We start from the raw sequence: 22485 nt of genomic DNA, 5'->3' as shown, positions 1-22485 counted from the left end.
TCCTTTATATCAAAAGGGCAGGCTTAAAAAATCAAACCTGCCCTTTGTTAAGCGATTAGGCCTCTTTCTGGAAAGAAACAGACAAATCTTCTGCGGATTCCTGTTCTGGATAAGGCCCGCCTGCGAGAACTTCAACAAGGAGAGAATATCCAAAGCGGAGTTCCTCTTCATTGCCAAGCATTGGCAGGACAGCATTGCCTTTTGTCCAACGGCATGGGCTGTTTTCAACAACGTCCCATCCCTGAGCGTTGGCGACCTGATGATGCGCCTCAACAGAACGGAAGCCCTCCCCAAGACCCACAGTCATTTTACCGACCAGCACACCAAGTTGACGGCGGTCATCCATCCAAGGCCCGACAGATTCAGAAGGACGGAAGACTTTGGAAACCAACGCCTCAGCCTTTCTGCCTGCTGGAATTTGGAAGAAATACTGATTGCCGCGTTTTTTGGTGGCTTTGAGCAATTTGCCATCGTCCAAACGCAAGGAAAGCGCAGGATTTTTGGTGAATTTCTGCTCTGCGCCAGCAACCGCAGGGACATTTTCAGAAACAGCACGTTCCTCGATCTGTTTCCAAATTCTGCCGACAAAACCTGCAGAGACATCCTGTGGCGCAGCGGCATCTTTTTCCCAAGAACGGCTTGGAATGCGATCCAAACGGGCCACATCGCTTGCGACATTGAAAACCTGACGGCGATCCTCGGTATTGAGCCAGCTTTCCGTCAAGACGCCTTCAGCGATAATGACGGAATGAGGCTCTGTTTCCAGATGGAAATATTCAAAGGACGGCAAGGACGTATCGTAGAAAATGGTTCTGCCATTGACCAGCATGCGGACTGGCACAAAGCGCCCCTCAAAGAGGAAGCTATGCTCTGCAGTCACACGCAAATCACGTTCTGGAAGATTATCGCCGAAAGCGCCTGCTTTGACACAAACCGCCCAGCCAGCCAGATCAACAGGCAAGGTTTTATCAAGCTTATTGGTTTCATGGCGGACAGAGGTGATTTCACGCTCAATCTGCTTGCCATCAACCATCGCCCAAATGGTTTCACCTTCTTTTAAATCCTGAACTGCAATTTTGCCCCGTGGGGTAGAAATCAGTGTACCACGAAGGAAGCAGGTATCATAAACGATCGTTGCCGTACCATTATCATCCCAAACTTGAAAAGAACTTGGATTATAGGCTCCTGCCAAGGTAGCGCTCCAAACACCAACACCATCTGACATTAAAGTAATGGTATTATGTGCATACGTAACACTCTCTCCTGCATTGGATTGAACACCAACAACCTCAATCTGACCGTAATGCCCCATATAAAGATCAGTAACAGTCGCTCCTGGCTCAACCCTAATAAGCCCTCCCATAACAACGGGAGTTTTACCATCCCCAGCCCCATCCACTAATGTACCATCTGAAAAATTCGCACCTGCAGAAATTTGTACCCCATCATCACCTAAAGAATCTGTCAGCATTGTGCCACCAGCATAAGTATCCATACCATTCATCACCGTCGCCGCATAGGCTACAGCACCAGATTGAACTTGCATAGTTCCCCCTGCCGCCACCGTTGCATGAGAATCTACACCACCAGGTTGAACAACATTCGTACCGTTATCTCCAACAAGGGTACTGATAGCCGTACCGTAATGAATATCTGCCCCTGACTGAATAACGGGTTTATCATCCCCACCTTGACTAATATAGTAGGAATTCCCCCCACCAACAGCCATAACACCACCAGCCTGCACCGTATTATTCATCCCAACACCGCCGCCGAGGGACATGACAGCGCCACTCTCTATCGTATTGTTATTTGCAACAGCTCCTGTATCCAAATAAGCATTCACGCCACCCTGACCACCATCAGCAGCACCACTAAAGAGGGCATTCTCAATCGTACCACCACTTTCACCAAGGGCAAAACCAGCCACCGTACCGCCATTGAATGTACCACTGCCGTTCACATCCATCATACCGTGGGCATCAACAACCGCATCAGAGAAAATCCCTGCACCGTCAACATTTAAGCTGGAACCATTCTTTTTCACTACAAGGTTAGAGTTACCGCCAACCATTCCGAAACCGCCGCCCATAATATGGCCGTCTTTAACCAACGAAATGCCGTCACCCGGATCACTTATCAAAGCGGCAATTGGATTGTCGCCAAGTTTTTTAACACCACCCGCAACAAGCGCTCCACCAGACATGGCTGTTCCAGCAAGAACCGTACCGCCATTGATAGCGTCAATCGAAGCCCCTTGATAAGTGCCAGCGGAACCATTACCATCATTGGTAATGCCTCCAAGCGCCGTTGCACCAGAGACATAAATCCCGCTTCCAACAAAGGCCGCATTCGCACCTGCATTTGCTGTTGCGCCAAACATTGACCCCTGACGGGCAACGAGTGCCTGACTGTCATTAAAGGTAATATTGCTATAAGTTGCGCCAGCAACCAGACCGCTTCCAGCAAGCCGCTGTCCAATTCCCAAAAGACCCTCAGCACCAGAACTGTACAAAGTCGCACCTGAGAATAAGGTTGCATTAGAAATAACAGCACCCTCACCATTATAAGGATGGATTAGCGCTGCAAGACCACCGTTTGCCCCCAACGTAATTGTACCACCTGCATAGGCTGTTCCGCCAGCAGTTGCGCCAGATGTTCCCGCAACGATAATACCGCCGCTTAATGCGGTCGCCCCTTCAACCACTGCGCCATTTGCCTGTGCGGCGATAACACCACCAGCTGCATGTCCACCGTTTCCACCAGCTGTACCCACAGCTGTACCACCAAGAATGGTTGCACCCGCAGCCGAGGCCTGCGCCAAAGCGCCTCCATCGACCGTAATGTTTGACGCTGTGGCACCTGCTGCGGCGACATTCATGGTTGCGCCAACATATCCACCCCATGCACGACTGACCAGCGGCAGATCAGCATCTGCTAAATAGCTTCCACCAAGGGTAACATTATTAACTGCAGCCTTATCACCCGTCTCATTTACCGTTCCGTAAATGCCGACCTCACCGCCATCAATCGTACCGCCACCATCAACATTAATAATAACTGAACCACCTGAGTAAATCCCAGCCACGCCGGAGATTTGTAAATCACTAGCAAGACCTTGCGCCTGAATTCCTTCAATACGCCCTCCGTTTCCAACGTCAACCGTTCCGCCAGCACCCGCAGAAAAATTCGAAAAAACACCGCCGTTACCTACGGTCGCATAGACGGGGGCTCCTGTAGCAAGAGGAATGCTAATTACACTTCCACCAGCATATTCCGAACCACTACCCACGATCGCACCATTGAGAACCGTACCACCATTGCTTGCAAGGATAGTTCCGCCGTTACTAGCCGTACCGCCAATGAGATTATGGTTTGAATCGCCCGCATCAAGAATACCGCCAGAGGAAGCCAGCAACGTACCACCATCAAGCAGTGTTCCGCCGTTAACCATTCCAAGACCCGTTGCAATAACCGTACCACCTTTTTCTGCTGTCGCATTATTGACAACAGCCGCAGCACCAGAAGCCTGCACCGAACCACCTGCTTGGGCAATCGCATTTTGAATATCACCGCCAGCATTGGCAAAAACTGTTCCGTTAGCCGCCGCTATTGCATCGGTAATTTTACCGCCACTCACTGCCTGAAGCGTACCACTCGCTCCTGCAAGACCTGTATCTACAACAGCGCCAGCACCACTTACATTAACGACACCGTCATAGGTTTTTGCGCCAAAGCCCAAAATCCCACCTGTATCTATCATTGCAGAGACTTGCACATTGCTCACCACAGCACCCGCATTGACATTTACAGTTCCGCCGACTGCTGTATCGTTTGAAAGATTTGCGCCATTATTGGCATTCATCGTTCCAAAAACAGAGACCGTCTCATGATTAGCGACACCGCCATCATTGACATTTACAACGGCACTTGCACCGGAAATAAAGGCGACAGTTGCGCCGAAAGCACCCAGAGCATTGGAGGAATACTGCCCCTCCACTACACCGCCTTGAATTGTACCGCCAGCCCCAACATTCGCAGTTGCCGCCATTCCTACGGAGACATTAGACAGGACACCCTGACTCTCAACGCTAACGACAATATTGCTACCACCTTCTCCTGGAAGAACAACACCGCCCTTAAGATCGCCAATCCCTGCGCCAGCAACTTCTGATCCGATTCCAGAAAGATTAATATCTTTAACAACACCGCCATCAGTTGCAAGCAATGTTCCGCCACCGCCAACACCTGCACTATCAATCACGGCACCGCCACCAGAAGCCTCCAGCACACCGCCGTTGGAAACCAGCATCTGGCCGCCATCCTGAACCATACCGCCTACCAGCGTCCCCCCACTGACAGCAACAAGCGTACCACCTTTTTCTGCTGTCCCCCCGTCAACGACACCACTGCCGGTGGCTTCAACCGTACCGCCACCCAAAGCCGTCGCATGATTAGCAAAACCACCGCCCCCAACATTCGCCACAGCACTCGTTCCAATGGCAACATTTTCCACCTGCCCACCAGCAAGCACGTTCAACGTTGCGCCAGCACCTGTCCCAGCAGCACCGTTAATTGTCGCATCTACAAGCGAACCGCCAGAAACCGTTACAACAGGAACACCATGGATATTTCCATACAACGCACCTGGATTACTAAAATAGGCTGAAGCATCCAATCCACTGACAAGACCACCGCTGCCATCAACAAGCGTTCCAGCACCTGCCATCGTCACGCCATCAATAATCCCGCCATTTTGAGCGGTTGCCATTGCAGGCGTTGCATCATGCTTAAGACCATTAACCCCAGCGTCCTGCTCAGGCGAACCAGACATTGTAAGACCAGCAAGCGTTCCGCCATTTTCAGCCAAGCCAGAACCACCCGCCTGAATCTGTGCCCCAGAAACATTGTGATTGCTATCTGTCGCCTCAATAACCCCACCGCCAGTGGCATAAACTGAAGCCCCTGCAGCGAGAGTTGCCCCGTCAACAAATCCGCCTGCTGTAGCGTAGGCTGTTCCGCTTGCGGCAACATTGGCATTATTAACAATACCCCCCGCCGTGGCATAGGCCGTTCCAGAGGCAGCCACATCGACACCATTAACGACACCACTATTCGCCTGCACAATACCGTTTGCATTTGCCTCTGCATGATTAACGATACCGCCACTCGCAGCCTGCACAATACCACCCGAAATTGCCGAAGCACTATCCATGATACCGCCAGCACTGGCAACAGCCAATCCGCCATTAACAGCCGCATTATCAACGACGCCGCCAGAAGCGCTCAGCACACCGCCAGCATTAACAGCCGCACCGTCAATCACACCAGCTGTACCTGCAACAGCGACACCGCTGGCATTCACAACAGCGTTATCAACTGTACCGTCATTGATAGCCTGAATAATTGCGCCTGAATTTGCGGTCGCCCCATTCACAACGGCCTTTGCACCATCGGCTGTAATTGCACCAGAAAAATTTACCGCCCCTGCACCCAAGAGACCGCCTGCATATTTAGAAGCGGCTGCCACGGCATTATCTACTGTACCGCCTGCAAGGGCGCTGATGGCTCCGCCATTAATTGTAACACCGTTAATAACATCCCCAGCTCCGACATTAACGGTTGCATCTCCTGCATAAGTGCCATTTGGCTCTAAAAAACCGCCCTTTGAGGTAACCGTTCCAGCCTCAATCGTAATATCATTGCTTGAGCCTGTTTGATCGACAATGCTGTTATAATAGGTGCCATTCCAAACAGCCCCTCCAGCATTATTACCAGAATACGTCCCCGTAACGGTCACTGTCGCACCATCTACAAGATGCGTCGTTGCAGGCGTTGCGATTCCTGCGGCAAACACGCCTTGTGCCTGCCTCAAGGCAGCGAGCGCGGTTTCCTGCCCCGTTGGCGCAACACTCGCCCCATCAGAAATAGCGGTTGAATTTTCATCTGCTTGATTTGCGGAGAGGTTGTTCTGGTCTGCCATAAAATACCTAATTGTTATCCTCTTTGCTGAGGGAAAAGACGTTTAAATTGCTTATATCTATCTGGCCCTCTTGGAGTCCCAAGACGGGCTATTTCCTTGAAAAACAATATAAAGCCCAGATTTCCCTCTCTTTTTATGAAGGAGGCTCTATACACAGTTCACTTCATATTTTCTTATATCCCGTTTACTTTAAAAGCCCTTACAGACATGTGCAAACCCCCCTCTTAAAAAAGGCGTAAAAACGAAAAAGTGTAACATTTTTTCCTCTTTTTTTACCAAGGGCGCAGCACACATTTCCTTCAGTTCAAAACTTCAAAAAGCGCCAAAGGGCGCTTTCTCTCCTCTCTCTCGAGGAAATTATGAAGGGAATTTAGAGAAAAACCGGTCTAAATCCGCAGGACTGATTCGAACGGTCAGGGCTGTTTCCCCCTCGTCCGAAATCTCTTTTTTAAGAATTTCGCCATTCTGATTCAGCCATGCCCATTTTGCCCCTTCCTCTGGGTGAAGGGTAAAGGTTTCCACGGTATAATTGGCCATTAAGACGTGATCCAAAGTGTTTAAAAGCGTCTCGCACCCTTCCCCCGTCAGGGCAGACACTCTTAAATTTTGAGCAGACTCCCTAGAATCCTCACCCTGAGAATCTCTGTCTTGTTCCAAAGATTCCTGTTCTGTTTCGTCCTCTAGGCCAAATTCAGGCAAAAGGTCGCATTTATTGCGCACCTCCACAACACGGTTGCGCCAATTCGCATCGAGGAACTTATCCTCTTCTAATTTTTCCAGCACGCCCAGCACGTCTTTTTTCTGATCCAATGTATCAGGGGCGGAAATATCCCTGACATGCAAAATCACATCGGCAAAAGCGACCTCTTCCAAAGTTGCCCGAAAGGCCTCCACCAACTCGGTAGGCAAATCGCTGATAAAGCCGACTGTGTCGGATAAAATCACCTTACGCCCTGAAGGGAGTCTCACCTCCCGCATTGTGGGATCAAGCGTTGCAAAAAGCTGGTCTTTCGCCATCACCTCCGCCCCTGTCAGGCAGTTAAACAAGGTTGATTTCCCTGCATTGGTATAGCCAACCAAGGCAATCACAGGGAATGGCACACGCTCCCTTGACTGGCGGTGAAGTCCCCGAGTCCTGCGAACCTGCTCAAGTTCTTTCTTAATTTTAATAATGCGTGCGCCAATCATACGGCGGTCGGCTTCCATCTGGGTTTCCCCCGGGCCGCCCAAAAAACCAAATCCGCCACGCTGGCGCTCCAAATGTGTCCAAAGGCGCACAAGGCGTGAACGCTGATATTCCAAATGCGCCAGCTCAACCTGCAAGACACCTTCTTTGGTAGCAGCTCTTGCGCCAAAAATATCTAAGATCAAGCCTGTTCTGTCGATAACTTTTGCGCCGAGGGCTTTTTCAAGGTTACGCTGTTGAATCGGCGTCAGCGCGTGGTCAATCACGACAAGGCCTGCGCCTGCGGCCAGCGCAATTTCTCTTAATTCCTCGACCTGTCCGCTTCCCAGCAACGTAGCTGGTTTTGGCGCACGCAATGGGAAAATCCCCTGCCAGACAATTTTTAAATTGATTGAGCCTGCGAGGCCGACAGCCTCCTCCAAGCGTGCCTGTGCCCGTGGTGAGGACACTGATCCCTGCCCCCATGGCAATAAAACGAGAACGTTCTGAGGGTCTTTTTCTTCTTCAAGAAGGCCAGAATCTTGCTGATTATCCAAATGTTATTCCTATAATGATTATTTTATTTTTTCAGGGAAGTCTGCCAAGGCTGCCACAGGCATCACCGTGCTGAGCGCATGTTTGTACACGAGCTGCACATGCCCCTCCCGCCGTAATAAAACCGTTTCCTTATCAAAGGCTGTAATATGCCCCTGTAATTTCACCCCGTTAATTAAAAATAGGGTTACGGGCAGATTCTCACTTGAAAGATGACGGAGAAAGTCATCCTGAAGGCAAGCCTCTTGTGTCATTCAGTCTTCCTCTTTCTCTTTTTTAGACTCGGCGTCCTTTACCAAAGCCCCTTCTGAAGAGGATTTTAGGAGTTTTTTCGCTGCTTGGGACTGCGAGCGCCCTCTTCCCTCGTGCGTTACCCCTAATTGCTTGAGCTTACGGTGCAGGGCACTGCGCTCCATCTGCACAAAGCTAGCGGTTCGGCTGATATTTCCACCAAAACGCATCAGCTGAACCTGAAGATATTGCGTTTCAAAAACGTCCCGAGCCTCTCTTAAAGAAAGGGCCATAATATCGCCGTCAGGCGTTGCCGTTCCCACAAGGTGCGGTGCGCCCTTATTGACAAAATCAGGGAGCATATTCGCCCGAACTGGCGCATCTGGCTCTCCCTCATGAGGGGCAAGGATTAAAAGACGCTCCATCAGATTCCGAAGCTCACGGACATTACCCGGCCAATCATAGGTTTGCAAAGCGGTCAAGGCATCGACAGAAAGCTCTCTTAACGGAAGCCCTGTCACCTCTGCGGCCTTTTGCAGAAAAATCTTAATTAAGGCTGGAATATCCTCTCTGCGTTCCTGAAGCGGTGGAATTTCAAGAGGCACAACCGCAAGGCGATAGAATAAATCCTCACGGAAACGTTTTGCCGCAACTGCCTGTTGAAGATCGCCTGTGGAGGTCGCCAAAACACGCACATCGACCTTGATATTCTGAACGCCGTTGACACGCTGGAAGGTCTGCACTTGGAGCATTCGGACGATTTTCCCTTGTGTCTCCAAGGGCATGTCAATCACTTCATCAAGCACCAAAGTGCCCCCATGCGCCCGTTCAAAAGCGCCTCTTCTGGGGGCTTCATCTCTCCCACGCTCATAGCCGAACAACTCCTCTTCGAGGCGTTCTGGCGCAAGCATCGCACAATTTAACACCACAAAAGGACGGTCTGAACGTGCCGAGCGTTTATGAATCATACGGGCGGCCAGATTCTTTCCAACACCGGCAGGCCCTGTAATCAGCACCCGTGAATTTGTGGGGGCAACCCTGTCAATTTGCGCTTTAACACCGACAATCGCAGAGCTTGTGCCTTCAATTTCCTCATCTGCGCCTGTACGGTGTCTTAATTCCGCATTTTCACGCTGAAGGCGTGAGGCCTCCAGCCCTCTGCGAACGATGGAAAGCAGATGTTCTGTTTGAAAAGGCTTTTCAATAAAGTCGTAAGCGCCATCTCTCAGGCTTGCAACAGCGGTTTCAATCGAGCCATGGCCTGAAATCATCACAACGGGAACTTCGGGCGCTTCCTGCGCAAAAATTTTAAGAAGTTCCAGCCCGTCAAGCTCGGAATGCTCCAGCCAAATATCGAGGATAATTAACGCAGGCCTGCGTTTATGGAAAAGAACCAACGCCTCTTTAGAGCCAGCAGAAACAGAGGCTTGGTAGCCCTCGTCCTCTAAAACTCCCTTTAAAAGAAAACGGATATCTGGCTCGTCATCAACAATCAGAATTTCAGCGCTCATGCTACCCCTTGCATTCCTTGCTTATGTTCGATGCTTTTAAACTCAGGCTGAACATTATTTTCTACCAAAGGAATAAATAGACTCACAAACGCACCTGTGTGTTTTTTTGCATCTATCCCTCTTTCCTCTACTCTTAAACCTGTTTTTACATCTGTCAAATCTAACTTGCCATGATGCACATCGATAATTCGTTTTACGATAGCTAAACCTAAACCTGTTCCCTTTGGTTTAAAAGTCACATAAGGCTCTAATAAATGTAATTTATCTTTTGCCGGCAGGCCAATGCCATCATCTTCCAACCCAATTACCGCATATCCCTCCTCTTGCCAAAGGGAGAGGGCAATTCTGCCAATATTTTTTTTCGGTGGAAATTTTTCTTTTTTTCTCCCAAAATTTTCATTTTCCATCATTTCCTCTGCCCCGATCTGCTGCTGTGTCTTTTTTTCCTCTTCTTCAAAGCGCATCTCAATCGCATCTGCCGCATTTTGCAAAAGATTTGTCAAAGCCTGTGCAATTAGACGTCTGTCGCAGAGAACCCATAGGCTTTCTCCGCCTAATCCCTTGGTCTCGTATTTGATTTCAGAATGTGCCGCACGCTGCAACACCAAAGCCTCTTGGCACAAAGTGGCGAGATTATAGCGCTCCATAAACGGATCAGGCATACGGGCAAAGGCCGAAAAATCATCCACCATTTTGCCAATATCGCCCACTTGCCGAATAATCGTATCGACAAGTTCACTATATGTTTCAGGGGAGCTCTGAATTTCCTTTAAAAAACGACGGCGCAAGCGTTCTGCCGCTAATTGAATCGGCGTGAGCGGATTTTTAATTTCATGAGCGACACGGCGTGCGACATCTGACCATGCGGCCTTACGCTGTGCGGCCTGAAGGTCGGTAATATCGTCAAAGGTCACAACATAACCTTCATAAGCGCTGTGATCTGGGGCAAGCGCTTCTCTTTCCGCCACAATCCGCACAAATAAGGTACGCCCTGCGCCAGCTCCTGCGCCAGCGCCCGGCCCTCCCGGGGCTGGAAGATTCTCGCTGTCAATCTGAATTTCTGCTGTATGGGATCGGGCAGGGTGCGCCTTGGCCTCGTCTAATAAATCCTTGAGTTCCGGCAGGCACTCGACCAATTTTCTTTCCTTACAGCGTTCGAGGCTTCTGCCAAGAATCTCCTCTGCCATACGGTTAAACAGCTCCACCGACTGATTTTTGTCTAATCCAATCACCCCTGCAGAAACACCTGAAAGAACGGCCTCGGTAAAACGTGTGCGCTCATTTAAAGTATTATAGGCCTTCACCAGCTCATTTCGCTGGCTGGCGAGCTGATCGGTCATGCGGTTAAAAGCTCTGGAGAGGATTGTCACCTCATCTCCCCGGCTCGCATCGCTTTTTTTAATCGGAACGCGCGCCGCTAAATCTCCCAAAGACACACGCTGGGAAGCTCGAATGAGCAAGCCAAGCGGACGCACGATTCCTGTTGCAAGCGAAAGTCCAATCAATGTCCCAATCGCCAGAATCAAAAAAACCAGCAACGCAAAAATACTGACAAAGGCAATTTGGCTTTCCGCCCGATTGGCCAGCAAACGCTGGTAATTGCGGATAATTTCAGCCATGTGCTGGACATGTGAGGAAATTTCATGGGAAACAGGCCGTTTTACCATGAGCATCAAGCCTGTATTCCCGACCCGAACCAGCGCCTCGACCTCCTGCAAATCAGGCTGGTCATGCACCACAGCCCCCCCTGCCTGTGCCATGGCGACCAAAGATTTTGAAGGTAATTCCGCTGCTTCTTCCGTCGCTCTTTTATCCCGCCAAAACAGCCCTGCGGAGGCCAGAATACGCCGTGTAAAAGGATCAAAGAGAACAGCGCTGTTCAGACCTCTGGCCGTCACTTCCTCCCCTAAAAAGGATTCTAAGCGTTTATTATCATGGAAAAAATCAGAACCCGGGACAAAAATAGCGTCATTTTCAGCCGTCAGCAGGGCATTCGCAATGCCGAACGCATCGGCTCTCGCATTTTCATTATGCTCCCTTAAATAACCAACGGCCACAGATTGCGCCTCAACCAGCGCATTTGTAATCCGTGTTGAAAACCAGATTTCCACCCCAAAATGGAAAAACAGCGCTGCCAAAATCCCCAATAGCATCGTTGGGACAGAGGCTACCACACCAAAGAGCAGCATGAGCTTGATATGAAGGCGCGCCCCTGCGTGTCCTAAGCGCCGTTGAATAAGAACCCGTCCGACATGGCGTGCCAAAAGCAAGGTGAGCAACGCCAGCATAATGCAGTCAAAAAGGAAGAGGAGCGCCTCTGCCTGCGGATAGCGGGAAAGTGACATTCCGCCTGCCAAAGCCACAAAAGTGACAATCGCTAAAAATACCGCCAAAGAGAGCAATGTCACGGTCGAGCGTGGCGTTGTGACCTTAATCAGAAGACGCTGCAGCCATTCCAGCAACGGATTAAGGAAAGCGTGCATTTAAGCCTCTTCCTGTACGGTCTCGGCGAACATCGCATTTTCTGGACGCTCAAACCCTTCTTCAATCAATTCGCTGTAAAATTCCGAAATGAGATTCATTACCTCGTCCGCATTTTCCAAGCGGTTGACTTGCGACCGGAAGCCAGCTGAGCCTCTCAAGCCTGCGGAATACCAGCTCGCATGTTTTCGGCACAGGCGCACACCTGCACGCTCGCCAAAACATTCCAGCGATTTTTCGTAATGTTTGAGGAGAATATCACGCTCTTCGGTCAAGGTTGGGGAAGAAAAATCCTCCCCTCTAATTCTTGCTGCGAGTTCCGCTGGATACCATGGCTTACCGTAGCAGGCACGTCCGACCATAATGCCGTCTGCCCCCGAGAGTTTCAGAGCCTCTCTCGCATCTTGAAGCGTTTTAATATCGCCATTGACTAAGACAGGAATATCTATCTTTTCCTTCACCCGAGAGACAAACTGCCAATCGGCCTTGCCACGATAGAGCATTTGGCGTGTTCTACCGTGGATCGTTACCAATTTGATTCCAATTTCCTGCGCTAATTTCGCAAGTTCCGGTGCATTTAAATGTTCATGATCCCAGCCCATGCGCATTTTAAGCGTTACAGGAACAGAAACTGCCCCGACGACGGCTTCTAAAAGCTGGCAGGCTTTTTTTTCATCTTTCATCAAAGCCGATCCCGCCATTTGGCCAACCGCAACTTTTTTCACAGGACAGCCAAAATTGATGTCAATCACGTCTGCTCCCCCTGCCTCTGCCATTTTTGCAGCCTGCGCCAAGGCCTCTGGATCACAGCCTGCGAGCTGAACCGCATTGATCCCCTCACCTAAAGCTGGACGTGCCATATTTAAGGTTGCCTCGTTTTCTCTAATCATGGCCCAAGAGGCAATCATCTCAGAAATCAGGTAGCCTGCGCCCATTTCCCGTGAGAGTTCCCGAAAGGGCAAATCCGTTACCCCTGCCATCGGCGCTAAGATAACAGGGTCCTTCATCACCACGCCATTTCCAAGCGCAATCGGAGGTAAAATTTTATGTTGTTTTTCTTTTACGTCTGGCATCCATTTCCTAAAGGGCTTTCTTACCCAAACCCCACACATCCACTATTTTTTACGCCTCTATTTAAAAACAGGCCGATTTCCTCTAAAATTATTTGGCCTATTTCGAGGCTATGGCTCACATTTTAGCATATATTTTTCATAATATAACGATTTTTTGGTAGGATTTGCTCATGTCTGTTTTTAAATGTTTTTGTCCGAGCAATCTTCTAAATTGTCTTGTTTCCTCGAAATTATCGACCCTATCCACCAAATTTTTTCATCTTTTCGATCCAGAAACCGCCCATCATGCGGCGCTTGGCATGATGGAAAAAAATCTTTGGAAACATCTTCCACGTAAAAGAGATACTTCCCGTCTCCATGTCAATGTCATGGGTATTCCTTTTGAAAATCCTATTGGCATGGCCGCTGGCTTTGACAAGGATGCCAAGGCGATCCATGCCCTTAATTGCATCGGATTTGGCTTTGTCGAAGCGGGCACTGTAACGCCCCGTCCGCAGTCTGGTAATCCAAGCCCACGTCTTTTCCGGCTTACCGAAGATCGTGCCGTTATTAACCGTATGGGCTTTAACAGTCCTGGCGAAGCTGTTTTTGAAGATAATTTAAAAAAAGCGCTTTTACCGCCGGAAAATAAAGAAGCCTCTCTTCCCTTTGGCTTCCCCTTGGGCATCAATATTGGAATTAACAAAGTGGGCGCAGAGCCCCTTTCTGATTATCCGAAACTGGTGGCAAGATTTTCTCCCTATGCGAGTTATATCACCATTAACCTTTCCTCCCCGAACACACCTGGCCTAAGAGATTTGCAAAATACAGCTTTTTTAGAAAAGCTTTTAAAGGGGGTTCAGGACGTTAATCAACGCAAACTTCCTATTTTTATTAAATTTTCACCAGACCTTGAGGATACGGCCTTTGCGCCCTTGATTGAGACCTGTATTCACTTTGACGCAACAGGGCTTATTCTTACCAACACGACAAAATCCCGTGATTTTAATCTTGTTTCAAAACACAAAGAGGAGGTTGGCGGCCTTTCTGGAGCGCCTTTAAAAGCACGTTCATTAGAAGTCCTGAAGCTGGTTGCTTCCCTCAGCAAAAACCGCCTCACCCTGATTTCAAGTGGCGGTATCGAAACAGGGGACGATATTCTTGCCCGCCTCAAAGCTGGGGCGGATCTCGTTCAAATTTACACGGCCTTTATTTATGAAGGCACACCCCTTTTGAAAAAATTAAAAAAAGAGTTACTCTCAGCAATGGATCAAGAAAGAATTCAAACGCTTTCAGACATCAAAAAATCCTTTCACCTCTCACAATGAGTGGATGCATGAAACATACCCCTTTGAAGAAATATCTTCCTCTCTCCCTTTTTCTTTTTTGCTTTGTGGCGTTTTCCTCCGTTTTTGCGGCAGAACAGCAGAACCCCTTGCTTCCGGTTCTTACGCCTGAAACAGAAAGCGCCCCTACCACTCCAAAAGCAAGCCACAAACAAACAACACCAGATTCTGAAAGTCTGACAAAAACAGAACTTTCTGTCATTCAGATGGGGCGGGAAGGTATTGGCGCAGATGAGCAGGCACAAATTAACGAGGCAAAACAAACCCTTAAAAATGTGCTTCTTCTTCTAAAAGATTCAACAGCACTCAGCTCTATTAAATTACAACATACACGCCACACGCTTAAAGACGTTTCAAGCAATCTCGACACGCTTGTCAGTCAGATGGAAAATTATTCCAACTCTCTTACTTCGCTCATGCAGGTGCTTGGCGACCAGCCGACACCCAATGAAGAAACCGCCATCACAAAACAACGTATCTACGTCCAAAATGGCCAGCGTGCTGTTCGGGCTTCTCTCGTAGAAGCGAAGCTTTATCAGATGCAAGCGCATCAATTAGAAGATTTTACACAAAATCTCTTAAACAAATTACACCAGCAAATTCTAACCAAAAGAACCTTTAGTCCTCTTAACCCTGCTTTCTGGGAAGGGGTTATTGCAGAAAAAAGCCTCAGCAATCCGCTTATCAAAGATAATGGCGGTCTGGATATGACCATATTGCTTTTTGGCGGTGCAACGGCAACCTTCTGCCTCATTCTCTTACTAAGCCATCTCTTGGGACGTAGTTTCCCAAAAATTTTTCGGGCTTGGGCAAAAACAAATATCGATGTCACCCTCAATGCAGGCTCAAACCTTTCCATTATCAGTAAAGTCTTTTCTCCACGGGAAGCCGATCGTAAAGCAAAAAAGCTTCAAATGCTGGAAGAGGAAGAAAAAATTCTTCTGCGGGAAGAGCTAAATGCTGTTCCACTTGGGACATTAGGACAACTCCTCATCGGTATTATTTGTGTTGCAACAGCGCTTATCCTTTGGAATCTCTGGATTTTCTTTATTCATGGCGAATCTTGCGGATTAGCAATTGTCGTAAATAACTGTCTGCCAGCCTGTGCGTTTATCTTGGGGGCTGGTGCGCCGCTTTTAGGCTGGACACGGGGAATGCCCCGCCCGATTTCAAGCTTTCTCATGGCGATTAGTCTTGTCCTCGCCTCCAATCTTGTTGGCCTTTTAGAAAGGGAAGTGATTGCGCCAAATCTCTCCGCCTTTTTACAAGGTGCGGTTGCTTTGCTTGATGCGTTCTCCCTCAGTCTTCTTTTTAGAATGAAAAAAGCGCCCGAAGGGATCGATTCCACCTCCTCCTTAGATAATTCCGATCTCACAGGACGCCAAAAATTTGAAGCCATTCTCGTGCGCAGATGGTCTGTTTTTCATGTCCTAAGCAATATCGTTTTTGTCCTGACATTAATCGCCATCACTGCTGGCTATATGACCTTAGCGTTTATCATTAATACACAGCTCTTAGTTCTCGTTTATGCGATTGCGCTCGTCTGTCTGATTGTCGGCTCTTGGAAACAAATGTTGGCACTCACCCTTTCCCCTGGACGTTTTGTCCTTCGGAAACTCCATGCACTCGGCCTTTCACAGAACCGTATTGATCAAATGAAAGTCTTGGCAGGAGCGGCAGGTCTCGTTTTCTTATGTGCCCTCACTATCGCTATCTGTGCTAATGGCGTGCATTTCTCTGTTATAGAACTCTATGACCGTTTAGAAAAAATCTTCTTAGGGGCTTTATTTGTCGATATTCCCATTTCGCCAAAAATGATTCTCTCTTGTGTCCTGACACTCTTCTGCACCTACTATGGGATTCAGCTTGCCTGCTTATGGTTAACCTCACGTCTGTTCCCCACAACGCAGCTCAGTAATGGCGCGCAAAGCTCTATCATTACCATTTTAACCTACACGACATGGATTTTGTCTGGCATTTTCTGCCTTACACTCCTTGGTGTGTCTGTCAGCAGTTTAACTTGGGTTGTTTCAGCTCTCTCTGTTGGTGTGGGTTTTGGTTTGCAATCCATCGTCAAAGATTTCGTTTCTGGCATTATGCTTTTAGCCGAACGTCCCATTCAACCAGGCGATACAATTGAAGTCAGTGGCGCTTCTGGAGAGGTGAAACGGATTGCTATGCGTGCAACGAATATTGCCCTGCCTGACGGTGAAATGCTGATTGTGCCAAACTCACAATTTATTACCTCTGTCGTGAAGAACAGCACCTACAACAACAATCCGAACCGTATGGCAATCTATTTTGATTTCCCGACCTCCGCAAATTTTGCCAAGATTAATCAGATTATTCTCAAAGTAGCTGGACTTCAAAAAGACATCTTGGTCTCTCCTCCGCCCTCTATTTTGACACGGGCAATCTATGGGGGAGATATGAACTTCATGTTACGCTTCTGGTATCCAAGCAATGGCAGTTCGGCCAAGATTAAAAGCATCTTCCTCCAAGCACTCTACGCAGAGCTTGAGAAAGAAGGCGAATATGACAATGTCATTATTAAAGGTTAGTCCTTAAAACTTTAACAGCAGTCTCTAAAAAGACTGCTGTTTTTTTAATTCCCGATGCACAACCGCCAATGAAAAATCGATTTCCCTTGGCAAGCCCGCTTTCATTAGAGCATTTAAATCTTTGCTTAGCCGCTCCGTCAGCGCAACAGAGCGATGCCGTCCGCCACTACATCCAATGCCAATGGTGACATATTTTTTCCCCTCTTTCGCAAAACGGGGCAAAACGAGACGCATCATTTTAAGAATTTCCTGATAAAATTCTTCATAATCCGCATCTTCAGCAACATGTGCCACAACGTCTTGATCTAATCCCGTTTTTTCTCGCAAGGATTCAATATAATAAGGATTTTGTAAAAAACGGGCATCAAAAATCATATCTGCTTCTCTCGGAAGTCCATGCGGAAACGCAAAAGACATGACCGTGACACTCATTTTATAATCTCTATTACCGCCAAAACTCTTCTGAACCAGCTGACGCAAAACAGGAAGCGTTAAATCAGACGTATCCAAAACATTATCCGCCGCTTGGCAAACAGGATCTAAAAGCGCAATTTCCTTTTTAATGCCTTCCCTCAGAGAAGCGCCCTCTTCCTGATTTTCACTTTTATACCCCATCGAAAGAGGATGACGGCGACGTGTCGCCGTGAAACGTTTCATTAAAACTTCTTCATCGGCTGCCGTATATAACAACTCAACGCAGGCATGCTTGTCCTGTCTTAAAAGCTGTAACTTCTCAAGCAAAATTTCGGATTTAAACCCATAAGAACGGACATCTAAACCAATCGCCCTTAAAGGGCTGGCATGCTTTGCCAGCGCATCTAAGAATTCTAAAGGTGGATTATCAACAACTTCATAGCCCAAATCCTCCAACATCGCCAAAATAGAAGATTTCCCCGACCCTGAAAGCCCACTTAAAATAAGTGTATGCTGCCGTTCTTCAGAAGGAGACGCGTTTGAGGGAAGAGAAGGAGAATCTTGCATAACCACTAATGTCCAAATGGTCTCATCTAAGGAAGATAGAGAGACAGGTGTATAGATTATCGTACTTAATTGCGATTTCAAGAGTAAAAAGATATTTTTCCCCTTGTTTTCCGCAGAAAGGATTGCCAGTTCTTTAGGAAGATATAGAACTGGAAACTTGTATTTCCTTATCAATATAATGTAAGGCGTGCCTCCCAAAAGAGCATCTCCCTTATTTTTGAATTTTCTAAGCTGGCATCTTTTAGGCGATATTATGAGCAAAAAACATCACCCCTCAGAATCTCACACAGTTCCTCCAGAAGAAGAAATAAATACAGAAAACACAGCGCAATCAGATAGCGCTGAAAATAGTGAAGATTTGGCCTCTCAAGAAGATTTAGATAACCGCATTGCAACCATGGCTGAAGACCTTTCGGCAATGGAAGACCGCTGGAAGCGTTCCGAAGCCGAAAAACAAAATTTTATTGTCCGTGCGGAGAAAGAAAAAGCGGATCTGCGTGATTATGCCATTCAAAAATTTGCAAAAGATTTGGTGGGCGAGATCGATAATCTCCAACGTGCCCTAGCCTCCCTTCCTCCTGAAGCTGAAGCTGAAGCTGAAGCTGAAGCTGAAGAGGATTCAAAAAATCTAAAAGCCATCCGTAAAGGCTTGGAAAGCACAGAAAAATCTTTCCTTTCAATGTTAGAACGCCACGGAATCACACGGGAAGACCCTGTCGGAAAGCCTTTTGACCCCAATCATCATGAGGCGCTACAGCAAATGCATTCCGAAGATTTTGCGCCGAACCATGTCATGATGACGCATAATCCTGTTTGGAAACTCAAAAACCGCCTTCTTAAACCTGCAATGGTTGTGGTTGCTGCAGATTCCTCCACAGGCAGAGCTGCAAACGAAGAATAAGTGCTTCATAAATCCCCGTAGAAATTTAACGAAAGAAAGCCCCCTCTCCTTCATTGGTGTTGGGGGATTTTTCACAATGACTCCAAACGTTTCCAAACCTAAAATTCTCATCATAAAACATGGTGCTTTTGGTGACTTCATTCAGTCCTTTCCAAGTTTTGAGGCCATTCGCAAAACGTGCCCAATGGCACATATCACGCTTCTCTGCGATCCTTCTCTCAAAGAAATTGCGGCGCTTTCCCCTTACTTCGATGAAATCTTAACCGATCAACGGGAAAGGCTAGGATTTTCTCTATCAAAATGGCGCTGCTTGCAGAAACGTCTAAAAATTATCTCGCAATATGCGTTAGTCATTGATTTACAACAATCTTTAAGAAGCCAAATTTATCTCTCTTTTTCCGGACATGCGAAAAAACGTGATATTTTAAAGAAACTCGGAAAAAAAACACCTCTTCACGCTTTAATCCGACAGGCAAAATATCTCCAAGAACTGCATATTCCGCCTTTAGCCCCACAAAAAGCCAATTGGCTTATTGAGGCGGGCAAAATCCAGCTGCCTCAAAATCCAAGAGGGCCTTATATTGTTCTTTGCGCAGAAACAAGTGAAAAGCACCGTTATAAATCTTGGCCTTTGCAAAATTTTATTCAACTTGCTTTTTTACTCGCAAAGGAAGGATTTCAGCCCATTCTCACTGGGAAAAAGGCGGCACCTCTAAAATCCCAAGAGCGCCTTGCAAAACTCAATATTCTTGATCTTAGAGGAAAAACCACCATTCCTGATTTGGCTAAAATCATGAGCCAAGCAGACCTTTGCATTGGCGCAGATACAGGAAGCATGCATTTGGCAACCTTCTGCGGCTGCCCGACCCTCGTTCTTTTTTCTACTTTTTCAGATCCGAGATTTCATAGCCCCATTCCCTTAAAGGCAGGAGATGTGACAACTTTACAAGCCAGAGACACAGCTTCTCTCTCTTTTAGAAAAGTGCTAGAATCAGCCCTTCATTTATTAAAAAAACTAGGCTAGTTTTCATAAAATCAGTTTTAAGCTTGGAATTTCAACTTTAAGAAAGTGTTTTAAGATGGTTGTCATCACTCTCCCAGATGGAAATACGAAAGAATTCAGTCACCCTGTAACTGGAACTGAGATTGCTTCGTCCATTGGAGAAGGCCTCGCCAAAGCTGCCTTGGCTATGGAAGTCGATGGGCACTTAAAAGACATTTCAGAAAGCATTTCAAACAATGCGGCCGTTCGTTTTATCACACGAAAAGACCCCGAAGCGCTGGAACTTATCCGCCATGATACAGCCCATGTGCTCGCAGAAGCTGTTCAGGAACTTTGGCCTGGAACACAAGTCACCATTGGCCCAAGCATTAAAGACGGTTTTTACTACGATTTTGAAAGGGCAGAACCCTTCACGCCTGCTGACTTTGAAGCAATCGAAAATAAAATGAAGGAAATTATTGCGCTCAAACGTCCATTTGAACGTGAAGTCTGGGATCGTAAAAAAGCGCTTGATTTTTTCCTCTCTAAAGGGGAGAAATTTAAAGGTGAGCTGATTGAAAATCTGCCTGCTGGCGAAGATCTTTCTATCTACCGTCAAGGAGAATGGCTTGACCTTTGCCGAGGCCCTCACCTCCGCCATACGGGCGATATTGGCACAGCCTTTAAGCTTATGCGTGTTGCAGGCGCTTATTGGCGTGGAGATCATCGAAACCCCATGCTCACCCGTATCTATGGAACAGCTTGGCGGGACGCAAAAGAATTAAAAACCTATCTCCACCGCCTTGAAGAAGCAGAAAAACGGGATCATCGCCGAATCGGCAAGCAAATGGATCTCTATCACCTCCAAGAAGAAGCGCCTGGACAAATTTTTTGGCATACAAAAGGCTGGCAACTTTACACAATGCTTCAAAATTATATGCGTCGCCTTCAAGTCCGCCATGGGTATCAAGAGGTTAAAACCCCGCAGCTTTTAGACCGCTCCTTCTGGGAGCGCTCAGGGCACTGGGATAAATATCGTGAACACATGTATATCGCACAGGTTGAGGACGAAGATAAGATCTTTGCTCTTAAACCCATGAATTGCCCCTGCCATGTCGAAATTTTCCGCCATACGCTGCGCTCCTACCGTGAATTACCTTTGCGCATGGCAGAATTCGGCTCTTGCCACCGCTATGAGCCATCTGGCGCCTTACACGGCATTATGCGTGTTAGAGGCTTTACACAAGATGACGCCCATATTTTCTGTGAAGAAGAGCAAATTGCAGACGAAACGGTTCGCTTTGTTAAGATGCTCTCCGAAGCTTATAAAGACCTGGGCTTTAAAAGTTTCAGCGTCAAATTTTCAGACCGTCCAGAGACCAGAGCCGGTTCAGATGAAACATGGGACCGTTCCGAGGGCGCTTTGAAAAAAGCCTGTGAACTTGCCGGTGTCGTCTATGAACTCAATAAAGGGGAAGGTGCTTTTTACGGCCCTAAACTGGAATTTGTCCTAACAGATGCTCTTGGACGGGAATGGCAATGCGGTACGCTTCAAGTAGATTACGTCCTGCCAGAAAGATTGGACGTTACTTATATTGGCCGTGATGGCAACCGTCACCGCCCCGTCATGTTGCACCGTGCCATTTTAGGAAGCTTTGAGCGTTTTCTAGGAATTTTAATTGAAGAACATGCTGGAAAATTCCCTTTATGGCTGGCACCAACACAGGTTGCTATCGCAACGATTGTTTCCGATGCAAACGACTACGGCGAAGAGGTTGCACGGAAACTTGAAGCGAGCGGACTCTCTGTGCAGCGGCATTTTGAAAATGATAAAATCAATGCCAAAATCCGAGATTTAAGTCTGCAAAAAATTCCTTTCATTCTTGCCATTGGGAGAAAAGAGGCCGAGGAGCAAACTGTTTCTCTTCGTGAATTAGGGTCACAAAAGAATACGGTAATGCCCCTCGAAGAAGCGATTCACTTGCTTAAAAACAAAGCCATTGCCCCCGATCTTGAAAGGCTGGGAAATTTATCTTAAACCTCTTCCCTGTAAATCACCTTGGTGAGAGACTATATTTAGGATATAAAGAAGCATCTTAGAGATTAACTCATTCAAAAATCTCTAAGGTAGGTTATTATTTACGTTTGCGAGGATCTGAACATAGCACGACTTCCACATGCCCAAACCCCTGCAAAGGAAGGGCCACGCCTTAACGAAGAAATCCGTACTCCACAAGTCCGCGTTGTTGCGGCTGATGGTGAGATGATTGGTATTTTGCCAATCCGTGAAGCCATCGCGCGTGCCTACGCAGAAGGGATGGATTTGCTTGAGATTAGTCCAACGGCGACTCCGCCCGTTTGCAAAATTTTAGATTACGGTAAATTCAAATACGAGCAGCAAAAAAAGAAAAATGAAGCCCGTAAAAAGCAGAAAGTCATTGAACTTAAAGAAGTTAAAATTCGCCCAGGTACAGGCGAACACGACTTCCAAGTCAAACTGCGTGCCGTACAATCCTTTTTAGAAGCTGGCGACAAAGTGAAAGTTTCACTCCGCTTTAAAGGGCGTGAAATGGCACACCAAGAGCTCGGCTCAAAAATGATGGAGCGCCTCAGAGAAGAGGTTGGCGAAATCGGAAAAGCAGAACTTCTGCCTAAACTTGAAAATCGCCAAATGATTATGGTGCTAGCACCAACAAAATAAGAAAAGTCTCTTTCAAGGCTTTTCTCTAAAAAGGA

General features: G+C 47.5%; 13 protein-coding genes. 6 read left to right on the top strand and 7 right to left on the bottom strand.

The genetic code is table 11. The features are described 5' to 3' along the window. Nucleotides 1-55: 55 nt before the first annotated feature. The 6 genes from FAI40_06615 to dusB all read right to left on the bottom strand — a co-directional run bounded on the left by FAI40_06615 (nucleotide 56) and on the right by dusB (nucleotide 12999). Complete coding sequence (locus tag FAI40_06615) at nucleotides 56-5983, bottom strand: hypothetical protein (GenBank protein ID QCE35033.1); 5928 nt, start codon at nucleotides 5981-5983, stop codon at nucleotides 56-58. 357 nt (nucleotides 5984-6340) lie between these two features. Beyond that, nucleotides 6341-7705, bottom strand: a complete 1365-nt coding sequence (hflX, locus tag FAI40_06610; GenBank protein QCE35032.1) for a GTPase HflX — start codon at nucleotides 7703-7705, stop codon at nucleotides 6341-6343. 18 nt (nucleotides 7706-7723) lie between these two features. Continuing rightward, on the bottom strand, nucleotides 7724-7957 hold the full coding sequence (gene hfq, locus FAI40_06605) for an RNA chaperone Hfq (GenBank protein ID QCE35031.1): 234 nt from the start codon (nucleotides 7955-7957) through the stop codon (nucleotides 7724-7726). Continuing rightward, nucleotides 7958-9445, bottom strand: coding sequence for a sigma-54-dependent Fis family transcriptional regulator (locus tag FAI40_06600; GenBank protein ID QCE35030.1), 1488 nt, complete (start codon nucleotides 9443-9445; stop codon nucleotides 7958-7960). Then, nucleotides 9442-11928: a HAMP domain-containing protein gene (locus FAI40_06595; protein ID QCE35029.1), complete on the bottom strand. Its 2487-nt coding sequence runs from the start codon at nucleotides 11926-11928 to the stop codon at nucleotides 9442-9444. Before FAI40_06595 ends, FAI40_06600 begins: the two co-directional genes overlap by 4 nt. Continuing rightward, a complete protein-coding gene (gene dusB / locus FAI40_06590; protein QCE35028.1) occupies nucleotides 11929-12999 on the bottom strand; it encodes a tRNA dihydrouridine synthase DusB in 1071 nt (356 codons plus the stop codon). It abuts the gene before it with no gap. Nucleotides 13000-13169: 170 nt separating this feature from the next. On the opposite strand from dusB, the gene FAI40_06585 reads away from it, so the two are divergent. Beyond that, nucleotides 13170-14306 (top strand): quinone-dependent dihydroorotate dehydrogenase, encoded by a 1137-nt coding sequence (locus FAI40_06585; protein QCE35027.1) that lies wholly within the window; start codon nucleotides 13170-13172, stop codon nucleotides 14304-14306. After that, nucleotides 14303-16885: a mechanosensitive ion channel gene (locus tag FAI40_06580; protein QCE35026.1), complete on the top strand. Its 2583-nt coding sequence runs from the start codon at nucleotides 14303-14305 to the stop codon at nucleotides 16883-16885. The genes FAI40_06585 and FAI40_06580 overlap by 4 nt, the downstream gene beginning before the upstream one ends. A 24-nt stretch (nucleotides 16886-16909) precedes the next feature. Here the strand turns inward: FAI40_06580 and rapZ are convergent, their stop codons facing one another. Continuing rightward, a complete protein-coding gene (gene rapZ, locus FAI40_06575; GenBank protein ID QCE35025.1) occupies nucleotides 16910-17866 on the bottom strand; it encodes an RNase adapter RapZ in 957 nt (318 codons plus the stop codon). A gap of 217 nt (nucleotides 17867-18083) precedes the next feature. Here rapZ and FAI40_06570 point away from each other — a divergent pair, with 217 nt between their 5' ends. The 4 genes from FAI40_06570 to FAI40_06555 all read left to right on the top strand — a co-directional run bounded on the left by FAI40_06570 (nucleotide 18084) and on the right by FAI40_06555 (nucleotide 22450). Further along, a complete protein-coding gene (locus tag FAI40_06570) occupies nucleotides 18084-18767 on the top strand; it encodes a nucleotide exchange factor GrpE (protein QCE35024.1) in 684 nt (227 codons plus the stop codon). Between the two features lie 76 nt (nucleotides 18768-18843). Further along, nucleotides 18844-19791 carry a glycosyltransferase family 9 protein gene (locus FAI40_06565; GenBank protein ID QCE35023.1) on the top strand — a complete coding sequence of 316 codons (948 nt, stop codon included), beginning with the start codon at nucleotides 18844-18846 and terminating at the stop codon, nucleotides 19789-19791. 55 nt (nucleotides 19792-19846) lie between these two features. Beyond that, entirely contained in the window at nucleotides 19847-21787 is a 1941-nt protein-coding gene (gene thrS / locus FAI40_06560; protein ID QCE35022.1) for a threonine--tRNA ligase, read from the top strand. Between the two features lie 123 nt (nucleotides 21788-21910). After that, a complete protein-coding gene (locus tag FAI40_06555; protein ID QCE35021.1) occupies nucleotides 21911-22450 on the top strand; it encodes a translation initiation factor IF-3 in 540 nt (179 codons plus the stop codon). Nucleotides 22451-22485 lie beyond the last annotated feature (35 nt).

The organism is Acetobacteraceae bacterium, from assembly GCA_004843345.1.
In the GTDB taxonomy this organism is placed as follows: Bacteria; Pseudomonadota; Alphaproteobacteria; order Acetobacterales; family Acetobacteraceae.
The sequence above is the reverse complement of the archived record's forward strand: the minus strand, read 5'-3'. Positions and strand labels throughout refer to the sequence as shown.